At 64.4% G+C, this 12130-nt stretch carries 11 protein-coding genes; 5 read left to right on the plus strand and 6 right to left on the minus strand.

Annotated elements, in window-relative coordinates; all coding sequences use genetic code 11:
* Window positions 1-5: 5 nt before the first annotated feature.
* From HGK27_RS19910 to HGK27_RS19920, 3 genes are all read right to left on the minus strand, one after another.
* Window positions 6-989, minus strand: coding sequence for a hypothetical protein (locus HGK27_RS19910; RefSeq protein WP_206244586.1), 984 nt, complete (start codon window positions 987-989; stop codon window positions 6-8).
* A gap of 131 nt (window positions 990-1120) precedes the next feature.
* Window positions 1121-3130, minus strand: coding sequence for a M1 family metallopeptidase (locus HGK27_RS19915; protein WP_206244587.1), 2010 nt, complete (start codon window positions 3128-3130; stop codon window positions 1121-1123).
* A gap of 141 nt (window positions 3131-3271) precedes the next feature.
* Window positions 3272-3829 (minus strand): hypothetical protein, encoded by a 558-nt coding sequence (locus HGK27_RS19920; RefSeq protein WP_206244588.1) that lies wholly within the window; start codon window positions 3827-3829, stop codon window positions 3272-3274.
* A 372-nt stretch (window positions 3830-4201) separates the two neighbouring features.
* Here HGK27_RS19920 and HGK27_RS19925 point away from each other — a divergent pair, with 372 nt between their 5' ends.
* Complete coding sequence (locus HGK27_RS19925; RefSeq protein WP_206244589.1) at window positions 4202-6112, plus strand: FAD-binding monooxygenase; 1911 nt, start codon at window positions 4202-4204, stop codon at window positions 6110-6112.
* A 45-nt stretch (window positions 6113-6157) separates the two neighbouring features.
* Window positions 6158-6646, plus strand: coding sequence for a MarR family winged helix-turn-helix transcriptional regulator (locus HGK27_RS19930; RefSeq protein WP_206244590.1), 489 nt, complete (start codon window positions 6158-6160; stop codon window positions 6644-6646).
* Between the two features lie 60 nt (window positions 6647-6706).
* Here HGK27_RS19930 and HGK27_RS19935 read toward each other — a convergent pair whose 3' ends face one another.
* Genes HGK27_RS19935 through HGK27_RS19945 form a run of 3 tightly spaced genes read right to left on the minus strand, consistent with a single transcriptional unit; the run spans window position 6707 to window position 8613 of the window.
* Window positions 6707-6919, minus strand: a complete 213-nt coding sequence (locus tag HGK27_RS19935; RefSeq protein ID WP_206244591.1) for a tautomerase family protein — start codon at window positions 6917-6919, stop codon at window positions 6707-6709.
* Window positions 6920-6950: 31 nt separating this feature from the next.
* Window positions 6951-7844 carry an SDR family oxidoreductase gene (locus HGK27_RS19940; RefSeq protein WP_206244592.1) on the minus strand — a complete coding sequence of 298 codons (894 nt, stop codon included), beginning with the start codon at window positions 7842-7844 and terminating at the stop codon, window positions 6951-6953.
* A 28-nt stretch (window positions 7845-7872) separates the two neighbouring features.
* Window positions 7873-8613: an SDR family oxidoreductase gene (locus HGK27_RS19945; RefSeq protein WP_206244593.1), complete on the minus strand. Its 741-nt coding sequence runs from the start codon at window positions 8611-8613 to the stop codon at window positions 7873-7875.
* 99 nt (window positions 8614-8712) lie between these two features.
* Here HGK27_RS19945 and HGK27_RS19950 point away from each other — a divergent pair, with 99 nt between their 5' ends.
* The 3 genes from HGK27_RS19950 to HGK27_RS19960 all read left to right on the plus strand — a co-directional run bounded on the left by HGK27_RS19950 (window position 8713) and on the right by HGK27_RS19960 (window position 12124).
* Window positions 8713-9606, plus strand: a complete 894-nt coding sequence (locus HGK27_RS19950; protein ID WP_206245440.1) for a LysR family transcriptional regulator — start codon at window positions 8713-8715, stop codon at window positions 9604-9606.
* A gap of 108 nt (window positions 9607-9714) precedes the next feature.
* Entirely contained in the window at window positions 9715-10998 is a 1284-nt protein-coding gene (locus tag HGK27_RS19955; RefSeq protein ID WP_206244594.1) for a D-tagatose-bisphosphate aldolase, class II, non-catalytic subunit, read from the plus strand.
* On the plus strand, window positions 10991-12124 hold the full coding sequence (locus HGK27_RS19960; RefSeq protein ID WP_241127658.1) for an SIS domain-containing protein: 1134 nt from the start codon (window positions 10991-10993) through the stop codon (window positions 12122-12124). Before HGK27_RS19955 ends, HGK27_RS19960 begins: the two co-directional genes overlap by 8 nt.
* The last annotated feature ends 6 nt before the right edge of the window (window positions 12125-12130 follow it).

Below are 12130 nucleotides of genomic sequence, written 5' to 3' on the forward strand. Positions count from 1 at the left end.
CCCGATCACTTCATGGCCACGGCTCTGAAGCCGATCACCCCGGCATCGGCATCATACAGGTAATCGAAGCGGTTCAGCAGATGGACGCCGGTGTTGACGAAGGTGGGCCGCCGCCCGATCCCCGCCAGCGTGATCGAGGAAGGCACCGCATCATCGCCGCGATCCCCGGCATGGATGGTGTAGCCGATCCGGGCGTGGCCCGCGCTGGCTGGAGCAATCTCGATCCCGACCGCCGTGCCATCGGGCAATGCGGTCGCATCGCCGGCTCCGGCGGGCAGCTTTTCGGGCGGCAGGGTCAGGAACATGCCGGTGATCCCCGTATCCACCAGCAGCTTGCCGCAGGACGGCGCCCCATCTCCAAGCGTGATGCAGGCCCCGGCCGCAGCCCAATCGCCATGCTCCGCATCGCGCGCCAGAGGCACCAGCGCAAAGCCTTCATGCCCCGCGCCCAGCTCGATGCCGTGCCGGGTCAGGCGATAGGATCGCGGCCCCGCAGCGGCGAGGTTCAGCAGCGGATTATGGTCCGGCGTGCCATCGGGCTGATGGTCATAGGCGCGCGCGAAGCCGATCCCCAGCATGGCCACATTGTCCGGATGCGATACCGGCGCGCAACGCCGCGCCCGGGGCGTGCAGTCGATCCTCTCCACGGCGAGGACAGGGATGGGTCTGGTCGTCACGCGGCTGTTGCGCCCGGCGATGGTCAGCGGCGTAACCACCCAGCGCCCCACCATGATCCGCCCCGAACTCGAATAGGTGAGGCTGGCCGGACCAAGGGAAGGCAGAGCCCCGATCCCCGCAATGCTGCTGGCTGACAGCACCACCCCCGTCGACCCTGTATCGACCACGGCAGCGTGCAGCGCATCGCCGACACCGACCGCCAGCCGGGGCACTTCGACGATCGGTTGCCCCACCGGTGGCGCATTGAGAAATTCGAGGAAAACAGGCGGAGCCGCCTGCGCCGTCGCAGCGGTGGCACAAGGCAGCAGCATAAGGGCTCGCCAGATCATGCGGAAACGTCGGAGCATGGCCATGTCTGCACCACATCGCCGCGCCTTGCCATCGATTTTACCGCCACCCTTGCAGACAGGCAGGCGCCCCCATGACCGCCTGCCTCCCGGAGTTACTGCCCCGGCGCCACCATGCTGTCATTGCTGCGGTCGCGGTCTGGGATGCGGTGTTCAGGGTCCAGCGTGGCGCGGGCGACCTGCTTGCCCGGCTCGATGGTGATGGTGGTGAAGGGCTGGCGAATCCAGCTTTCGGCAGGCAGGCGATAATCGCGATGCGTGCCGTCGCGGAAGTCCACCCGCAAGGTAACGGGCATGATCAGCCTGTCATGGCTGGCAACGGTGATCGCGGTGCTGCCCTTGGCGGCATCAGGCGTGATCCTGTCGACCCCCAGATCCAGCTGCCAGTTGTTCTGATACCAGCCGCGCCACCACCAGCTCAGATCCTCGCCACTCTCGCTTTCCATGGCACGGAAGAAATCAGCGGGCTTGGGGTGCTTGAAACGCCAGGCGTCGATAAAGCGGCGGAAGGCGGGATCGAAACGGTCTGGCCCGAGGATCTCCTCGCGCAGCAGCTTGAGGCCCAGCGCCGATTTGAAATAGGTCACCGGGTGGCGGTATTTCTCGATGATCGTGTCGGCGCGGCTCAGGATCGGCGGGGCGGCAGGGTCGGCCAGCGTGGGCAGGATTTCATCGACCGGATTGCCGCCGCCCGGGGCGAATTCGCTGTCACGCTTGGGAGCGTACTCGCCCTTGTTGAAATCGTCGGATTCATAAGTGTCGATGAAGGTGTTGAAGCCCTCGTCCATCCAGGCGTCGCGGCGCTCGTCGAAGCCGACGATCATCGGGAACCAGCTGTGGCCGATCTCATGGGCGGTGATCCAGAACAACGTCTTGCCCGCATCCTCGATGCCGTCGAACACGATGCCGGGATATTCGATGCCCGAGGACGGCCCCGCCACATTGATCGCCGCAGGCCACGGGTAGACCGACCAGCGCTGCGACATGCGCTCGACCGTATCCTTCACATATTCCGTCGAGCGGCCCCAGCGGTCATTGCCCTGACTTTCAGCGGGATAGAAGGACATGGCCAGAGAGGTCTTGCCGCCGGGCAGGTTGATCCGCGCCGCATCCCACGCAAAGACCGATGAAGCGCTGAAGGCCACATCGCGCGTGTCGTTCATGTGAAAGTGCCATGTCAGCGAGCCGCCGGGATTGGGGCGGCTGGCGGGATCGGTGATTTCCTGCGGGCTGCGGATCATCACCGTGGCGTCGCTGCTGCGGGCTTTCTCCAGCCGCGCGCGCTGGGTGGCGGTGAGCACCTCCTGCGGGTTCATCAGCTCGCCGGACCCTGCCACCAGCATGGTGCCGGGCGCCGTCACCCAATAGTCGAAATTGCCATATTCGAGGTAGAACTCCTGCCCGATGTAGGGCAGAGTGTCCCAGCCGCGCAGATCGTCATAGACGGCCATGCGCGGATACCACTGGGCCATATCATAGATCGGCCCATCCTTGGCCACGCCCCATGACATGCGCCCGCCCCATTTGCCGGGGATCGCGAAGTGATAGCGGATGCGCAGCTTCGCCTTGCCGCCCTTGGGCGCCAGAGCGGCAGGCAGATCCACCCGCAGCCTTGTATCGCTGACGAGCGAATGCACCGGAATGAAGCCGCTTTTCGTTTCGACTTCCACCCCATCCAGCACAAAGCCATCGGTGGAGGCCGGGCGCGGGCGTCCTCCGGCGAAGCTGCCCCGGCTGTCGGCCTTGTAGATGTTCTGGTCGAGCTGCACCCACAGCACATCCAGCGTATCGGGGCTGTTGTTGGTGTAATCGATGTCCTCGCTGGCCGAGAGGATCGGCCCCTGTCCTGCGCCCTTCTCATCCAGCTTCGCATGGATCGCGTAATCGGCGCGGTTCTGCCAATAGGCCGGGCCCGGCAGGCCATTGGGCGAGCGATAGGGATTGACCGCCTGCCCCATATCGAAAGGCGCGAAAGTCTCGCGGGGCTGGTAGGTCGGGGCCTGTCCGCTCTGGGCAAAAGCCAGCGAGGACCAGCCACAGGATGTCAAACCACACAGGGCAGCAGCCAGCAGCGCCCGACGCAGGCGAGAGGCAGGGTGAGGCATCGATCAATCCTTCAATCTGGAGCAGCAGGGCCTGACGTGGCCTAACCTTTTGCGGTGTCGGCCTTTCCGCCCCTCTTGGCAAGGCGTGATATTATCTCATAGTCGCCATTTGCCCCATCCGACCGTCGGAATGAAGAACCCTCAAAGCGCCGTGGTGATGTCCAGCCCGATCCGGCTGGAAGAGCCCCGCGTCGGCTGCGAGGGATCGCCCTGGCGCTGCCCGGGATAGCGCGTCATCTGCCAGCCCATGGTCATCACCAGAGGCCCCAGCGGATGCTGCAACCCCACATTGCTGCGCCAGCCCATCAGCTCCGGCTCATTGAGGAACCACAGCCGCGTGCTGTCATCGAAACCGTCATGCATGCGCAGTTGCAGCGCCCCCGCACCCGCCACCAGCCGCCATTGCCCATGCACCCGCAGGCTGGAGGTAGCGCCCACATAGATCTCGCGGTCCACGCGCAGGCTGCGGTGATCGGCCTCATGCCCGATATAGTCGTTGGGATTGACCACCATCACCGTGCCATACTGGAAGGTGACGCCATAGCGCAGGCGGCCCGCATTGTTGTCCAGATTGACGAAAGCGACATCGAGCCGCCGCTGCGCCGGCGCGGCGCCCAGCCCTCCCTCGACCGCCACCGCATTCTCCTGAGAGATCAAATCGGTGGTCAGCACGGGATGCGCCTGAGCGGCCCCCGCCATGCTCGCAAGCCCACTCAACAGCAGCAAAAGACGCGAGGCACGGCCACGCCGCCTCCCGCCTGCAAGACAGGTCATCTCCATGTGTTGAACCCCCGTTTCGCCCCTCGATCCCCATCGAGACAGCGTGATCCCGGGATTAAAATTGCCTAAAAACCTTGAAGCAAAGTTTGAGCAGCTTGGTTGACGCGCCGGCAAGGTCCGTCACGCGGATAGACCTAGCCCGGGCCGGATCGGCGGCCATCCGGCCTCCCCGCGCAACACCGCCTGCGACTTAAGTCGGGGCGTTGACTTCCATATAGGTAGTATACTACATATTTTGTATGGGCTCGACAGCGGGCCGGCGCGAAACAGCGCTTGCGAGAGGATGAAACGATGCAATTCCACCTCAATGGATTTCGAACCGGCGATCCGTCCGTGTCTGACAGGACGCCCAGCGATCACGCCGCCCACGATGTCGATGTGCTGATCGTCGGCTGCGGCCCGGCGGGGCTGACGCTTGCGGCTCAGCTTGCGCGTTTCCCCGCGATCCGCACCCGCATTGTCGAGCGCAAGGCAGGGCCGCTCCAGCTTGGTCAGGCCGACGGGATCGCCTGCCGCACGATGGAGATGTTCAACGCCTTCGGCTTTGCCGAGCGCGTGGCCCGCGAGGCCTATTGGGTCAATGAGACCACCTTCTGGAAGCCCGATGACACCCATGCCGGGCGCATCGCGCGCCATGGGCGCATCCGCGACACGGAAGAGGGTCTGTCCGAATTTCCGCACGTCATCCTCAATCAGGCGCGGGTGCATGATTTCTACCTTGAAACCATGCGCAATGCGCCGAGCGGACTTGAGCCGGATTACGGCCTCGAAGTGGCGGATCTGAGCATTCCCGAGGACCCCGCCGCGCCCGTTTCCGTCACCTTGCGGGCCGCCGATGGTAGCGATGATGCGCCGGTCGAAACCATCCGAGCGCGCTATGTGATCGGCTGCGATGGCGCGCGCAGCAAGGTGCGCAAGGCCATGGGGCGCGAATTGCGCGGGGAATCCGCCAACCAGGCCTGGGGCGTGATGGATGTGCTGGCCTATACCGATTTCCCCGACATCCGCCTCAAGGCCGCGATCCATTCGGCCCATGACGGCAACATTCTGATCATCCCGCGTGAAGGCGGCTATCTCGTGCGCCTCTACATCGAACTCGACAAGCTGGCCGCGCAGGAGCGCGTTGCCGCGAAAAACATCACCGCAGACAAGCTGATCGCGGCAGCGCAGCGCATCCTCCAGCCCTATGTTCTGGATGTGAAGGAGGTGGCCTGGTGGTCGGTCTATGAGATCGGCCAGCGCCTGTGCGACAAGTTCGACGATGTGCCCGCCGGGCAGGAAGCCCATCGCCTGCCGCGCGTGTTTATCGCCGGGGACGCCTGCCATACGCACAGCCCCAAAGCGGGTCAGGGCATGAATGTCTCCATGCAGGATGCCTTCAACCTCGGCTGGAAGCTGATCGCCGTGCTGAGCGGTCAGGCAGAGCCCGAATTGCTGCACAGCTATTCGGCGGAGCGGCAGGCCATCGCCCGGGAGCTGATCGACTTCGACCGGGAATTCGCCGCCATGTTCAGCGCCAAGCCCAAGACCGCCCCGGATGAAGAGGGCGTCGATCCGGCGGAATTCCAGCGCTATTTCGTCAAGCAGGGGCGCTTTACGGCGGGCACGGCGACCCGATATCAGCCCTCCCTGCTGACCGGAAGCCGCGCCCATCAGGGGCTGGCCGAAGGCTTCCCTGTCGGTATGCGCTTCCATTCCGCGCCGGTGATCCGTCTGGCCGATGCCAGGCCCATGCATCTGGGGCATGTCGCGGCTGCCGATGCGCGCTGGCGGCTCTATCTCTTTGCCGACAAGGCGGGGCTCAAGCCGGGATCGGCGCTGCTGACTCTCTGCGACTGGCTGGCGCGGGATACCCGCTCGCCGCTGGTGGCCTACACCGCCCCCGATGCCGATCCGGACAGCCTCTTCGATGTCCGCGCCATTATGCAGCAGGGCCACCAGACCCTGTCCATGGACGATCTGCCCGACCTGCTGTGGCCGCGCAAAGGCCAGTTCGCCCTGCGCGATTATGAGAAGGCCTTCTGCGTCGACCCGGCCGCCGATATCTTCACCCTGCGCGGCATCGATCGCGAGCAGGGCTGCATGATCCTCGTGCGCCCGGACCAATATGTCGCGCAGGTGCTGCCGCTCGATGGCGTCAGCGATCTCTCCGCCTTTTTCGAGGGCGTGATGCGCAAGCCGGAGCCAGTCGCCCCTGCGTGATCGAACAATTCCCTCCGCATCGAAATGGCTTTAGGAGCGCTTCCCATGAGCCATTTGGAAACCATGCCCGGACATCTGATCCGCCGCCTCCAGCAAATATCGATGGGGCGTTTCAGCGCCCGCATGGCCGAGGCCGGTCTCGATCTCACCTCGGTGCAATATGCCGCCTTGCTGACGCTGCAGGATCACCCCGATCTCGATCAGCAGACCCTTGCGGGCATGATCGCCTATGACCGCGTCACGCTGGGCGCGGTCATCGACCGGCTGGTGCAGCGCGGCCTGATCGAGCGCGGCATCAACCCCGATGACCGCCGCGCCCGCGTCCTGCGGCTGACGACGCAGGGGCATGAGATGATCGCTCTGGCCTCGGGCTGGGTGGAGAAGGTGCAGGAGGATCTGCTCGCGCTGCTGGCGCCTGAGGAACAGGCCACCTTTCTGGCCCTGCTGACCAAGGCGACAGCGAGCGGCAATGCCCTCAGCCGCGCCCCCTTCAAGGGGCAAGCCTCACCCGCTTCCGCCAAGGCCGGGGACTGAGCGGAAAGGGCCGCCCCTGCATCGGCAAGGGCAGCCCGTGTGAACGCGGAAGGAAAGCGTTCAGTCTCTGGCGCGATAGGCCTCAGGGATGATGAAGACCTCGTCAGAGCGGGCGTAGCCGCCGTCCGGCACCTCTTCGATCAGCACCATCGTGTGGGCTTTCGCGCCCTCGCCGAAATATTCGGCCAGCATGGCGGTGGTGCGGTGAACCAGCTCTTCCTTCTGAGCCTTGTTCATCGCGGCCTGAGGGAATTTGAAATTGGCAAATGGCATGGGTTTTACTCCTGTTGGGTGGTTGGAAACTTTATCGCGCGGGATGAAGAAGGTCGGCGTGATCGATGCGATGCAAAAATTCGGCGCGAACTCTGTCGATCACCGCGAAGCTGACCTCTGATCCGTCACTGGCCGGATCGATCACAAGGCGGAAGGGGCGCGTGCCGTGCTCCATGCCGACCACATCGGCCACCGCCTGCCCGATGCTTGCCGGATCGGCGTCAGCTGGCACGGTGGCCGCCAAAGCATCGAGCAAATGGGCCGAAAACTGCGGCGGATAGCTGGCGACATAGGCCTGCTCGACGGCCCTATCCCCGGGCGATCCGGCATGGGCGAAATGGTTGGTACCGCTGGTAAAGGCGCCCGGCACGATGATGGATGTCTCGATCCCCAGCGGCGCCAGTTCTCTGGCATAGCTGACCGCCAGCGCATCCATCCCCGCCTTGGCCGCAAAGTAAGGCCCCAGCAGCGGCGGCACACCGCCCGCCACGCTGCTGCTGGAAATCCAGACCAGCAAGCCTTGTTTGCGCTCACGCATATGTGGCAGCACCGCCCGGTTGACGCGCTGGGCGCCCAGCACATTCACATCGTAAAGCTGGGCCAGTTGCTCGGGGGCAAAGGCCTCGGACGGCCCAAAGACCATATGGCCGGCATTCTGCACCAGCACATCGATGCGGCCATGGCGGGCGATGATGGCCTCCACCGCGGCCTTGATCGAGGCCTCATCCTGCACATCCAGTTCGATGGCATGCAGGTCGATGCCATGCTGCGCGGCATAGGCATCATTGTCGGCCACGGCCTGCACGTTCTTTCCGGCAGTGCCGCGCATCGAGGCATAGGCCGTATGCCCGGCATGGGCGAGATCGCGCGCGATCATCCGGCCAAAGCCGCTCGATGCGCCGGTGACAAGGGCAATCAAGGACATGGGACGTCTCCTTTCCGATAAGGATTTTTCAGATCACGCCGCCATTGGCGCGGATGGTCTGGCCGCTGACCCAGCCACCATCAGGCCCGGCCAGAAAGGCGACCACGCTGGCGATGTCGTCAGGCTGACCGAGGCGCCCGAAGGGGTTCATCCCCGCGATGGCCTTGACCTGCGCCTCGCTCTTGCCCTTGAGGAACAGTTCGGTCTCGACCGGCCCGGGCGCCACGGCATTGACGGTGATGCCGCGCTGGCCAAGCTCTTTGGCGAGGATATGGGTCATCGCCTCAACGCCCGCCTTGGTGGCGGCATAGACGCCGTAACCGGGCTGATAGAGCCCCACCACGCTGGAGGAAAAGCTGACGATCCGCCCGCCATCGCGCAGCCGCCGGGCCGCTTCACGCATGCCGCGAAACACACCGCCCAGATTGAGCGCAACCTGCTGTTCGAAGGCGTCATCCTCCATCTCGGCGATGGGGGCCAGCTTCATCATCCCGGCATTGTTGACCAGCACGTCGACCCGGCCAAACGCCGCTTCGGTAGCATCGAACAGGGCAGTCATCGCTTTGGGATCGCCCAGATCGGCCTGCACCGCGATGGCCTGTCCGCCCTGAGCGATGATGGTCTTGACGATGGTGTCGGCGGCCTCACGGTCATGGCCGTAATTGACGGTGACGGCGAAACCGTCATGGGCGAGGCGCTGGGCGATGGCCGCGCCGATGCCCTTGGACCCGCCGGTGACGATGGCGCTGCGCTGATGCTGATGGATCATGAACTCTCTCCTTGGCTGATGAGCAGGAGATAGCGGCACCGATGGCCCGGATAATCAGGCAAGACTTGCCATCATAATTCGGTTATCACGAATAATATGATGGACCGTCTAGACCGGATGCGCCTCTTCGTGCGCGTGGTGGAAAGGGGCAGCTTTACCGCCGCTGCTGCGGATCTGGGCATTCCGCGCTCCACCGCGACAGAGGGCATGAAGGCGCTGGAGGCCGCTCTGGGCGCCCGCCTGCTGGACCGCACGACGCGCCATGTCGCCGCCACGCTCGATGGGCAGGACTATTACCGGCGCTGTCTGGCGATCCTGGCCGATCTGGAGGAGGCCGAAGGCGCGCTGCGCAATGCCGAGCCGCATGGGCTTTTGCGCGTCGATGCCCATGGGCTGATCACGCGCACCTTTCTCCTGCCGCACCTGCCCGATTTTCTCGACCGCTATCCCCGCATCGACCTGCATTTCGGCCAAAGCGACAGGCTGGTCGATCTGGTGCGCGAGGGGGTCGATGTGGTGATCCGCGCCGGGCAACTGGCTGACAGCGGATTGATCTCGCGCCGTCTGGGCGTGATCAGCGAGATCACTGTTGCCAGCCCCGCCTATATCGAAAAACACGGCATGCCCGCCACGCCCGACGATCTGGCCGGACACGAGATGATCGGTTTCGTTTCGTCACGCACGGGCGAGGTGCTGCCCCTGGAATTCATGCAGCAGGGGCACCTTAGGGAGTTGCGCCTGCCCGCGCGGATCACCGTCGACAATTCGGACACGATGGCCGATCTGGCGCGGCGCGGTTGGGGGCTGGTGCAGGCCCCACGCTATCGTTTTGCGCAGGATCTGGCTGAAGGCAGGCTGGTCGAGGTGCTGGGCGCCTTTCCGCCGAGCCCCACGCCACTTTCCGCGCTTTACCCGCAGAACCGGCAATTGGCGCATCGGGTGCGGGTGTTTCTCGACTGGATCACCGGGCTGTTCCAGACCGCAGCGCTTTGAAACAGGAAAGGAATGAGGCTGCGCCGGACATAGAAAGTTTCGTTTTGCTGTTTTTTATTGCGCAGGCGCGATTGGCATCATAGAAATCCCGGCGAAGGGAGCGTTTCGATGCATCTGATTCGCGATTTGATCACCCGCCACAAGAATGGCGACGCCATCGGCATCACCTCCGTCTGCTCGGCCCATCCGCTGGTGATCGAGGCGACATTCAAGCATGCGCTGCGCGTGCATGCGCCGCTGGTGCTGATCGAGGCGACCTCCAATCAGGTCAATCAGGATGGCGGCTATACCGGCATGGTTCCGGCCGATTTCCGCAAATTTGTCGAAACAATCGCTGAAAAAACCGACTTTCCTCTCGACCGTCTGGTGCTGGGCGGCGACCATCTCGGCCCCAATGCCTGGACCGCGCTCAGCGCCGAAGAGGCCATGACAAAAGCCGAAATCATGGTGGCCGATTATGTGCGCGCCGGTTTCAGCAAGATCCATCTCGATTGCTCGATGAGCTGCGCCGATGATCCCGCCCCCCTGCCCGAACGCACCATCGCCGAACGTGCCGCCCGCCTCTGCAAGGCTGCGGAACAGGCTTACGAAGGCGATCCCGCCGGCGCTCCGGCCTATGTCATCGGCACGGAAGTGCCCGTTCCCGGCGGCGCGGCAGAGGATCTCGACACGCTGGCCGTCACCTCGCCCGAGGCCGCGCTGGCCACGCTGGACATGCATCTCACGCTGTTCCGCAGCAGCGGATTGGGCGCGGCCTGGGACCGCGTGATCGCCACGGTGGTTCAGCCCGGCGTGGAATTCGATCATATGAAGGTGGTCGATTACCGCCCCGAGGCCGCCACCGCGCTGAGCGATGCCATCGTTCCGGTCGATCATATTGTTTTTGAAGCGCATTCCACCGATTATCAGCCCCCCGAGGCGCTGGCCGCGCTGGTACGCGATCATTTCGCCATCCTGAAAGTCGGCCCCGGCGTGACCTTTGCGCTGCGTGAGGCGCTATGGGCGCTCGATGCGATCGAGCGCGAAACCATAACCGAAACAAAGCGAGCGAATCTGCGCGACACCGCCATCGCCCGCATGCAGGCCGAGCCGGGCAACTGGCAGCGCTATTACCACGAAAGCGGCGATGCGCTGGGCCTGCAGTTGCAGTATAGTCTGAGCGACCGCATCCGCTATTACTGGCCCGACGCGCAAATCGCGCAGGCCCAGCAGCAGTTGTTCGACAATCTGCGTGAGCATCAGCCCCCCTTGCCTTTGCTCAGCCAATATCTTCCTGTCGCTTATGCCGCCGTCCGGGCTGGTGAAGCGACGCTCGATCCGATTGATCTGGTCGTCGCCCATATCGGCGCCACCCTCGATGCCTATCATGGAGCCTGCAACCCCGATGCCTGACACCTCCACCGCCGCCGCTCAAGCATCGACCGAAAGCTGGACCCGCCGCGAAATCCTGCAGCAACCCAAGACGTTGCGCGCGACTCATGCCATTCTGCGTGAAGAACAGGCCGGGATCGACGCCTTCCTCGCGCCCTTCCTTGCCAAGCCCGATCTGCGCATCATGCTGTGCGGCGCGGGCACCTCGGCCTTTATCGGCGAATGCCTTGCCCCCTGGCTTTCGGCCAAGCTGGGCCGCCGCGTCGAAGCCGTTGCCACCACCGAGATCGTGGCCGCACCGCATCTCTACCTCGATCCCGCGCACCCGACGCTGATGGTGTCCTTCGGCCGTTCGGGCAGCAGTCCGGAGAGCGTCGCCTCGGTCGATCTGGCCGATCAACTGCTGCCGCAGGTGCGCCATCTGGTGATCACCTGCAACGCTCAGGGCGCGCTGGCTCAGCGCAATGCGGACAATGCCCATATCGTGGTGCTGCCCGAGGAAACGCATGACCGCGCCTTCGCCATGACCTCCAGCTTCAGCGGCATGATGCTTTCGGCGCTGTCGATCCTGACCGGCATCGACCGGATGGATGCCCGCACTGCGGCCATTGCCGCTGCTGTCGATGCCGTGCTGCCCGCTGCGGATGCCGTGGCCGCCGATCTGGCAGCGCAGGATTTCGACCGCGTGGTCTATCTGGGCAGCGGCGTGTTTCAGGGGCTGGCGCGCGAGGCCGCGCTCAAGCTGCTGGAGCTGACCGATGGCGCGATCCCGACCATGTTCGATTCCTCGCTGGGCTTCCGCCATGGGCCGAAGACGATCGTGACAGCGCGCACGCTGGTGGTGGTGTTTGTTTCGAACGATCCGCTGACCCGCCTTTATGATCTTGATATCATAGAGGAATTGCGCGCCGATGGCCTCTGCGCCGCTGTGCTGGCGGTGGCGGCTCAGGATACGCCGGGCATCGTGCTGCGCGTGCCGGGCGCCGAGGCTCTGGGCGATGCCGATCTGCTGTTTCCCTATATCGTTCCCGCTCAGCTGTTTGGCCTGCATTGCTCGCTCAGGCTGGGGCGCACGCCGGATCAGCCCAATGCCAGCGGCGCGGTCAACCGCGTGGTGCAAGGGGTCCGCATTCACCCGCTGGGGTAAGCGCCA

The organism is Novosphingobium terrae, from assembly GCF_017163935.1.
GTDB classification, from domain to species: domain Bacteria; phylum Pseudomonadota; class Alphaproteobacteria; order Sphingomonadales; family Sphingomonadaceae; genus Novosphingobium; species Novosphingobium terrae.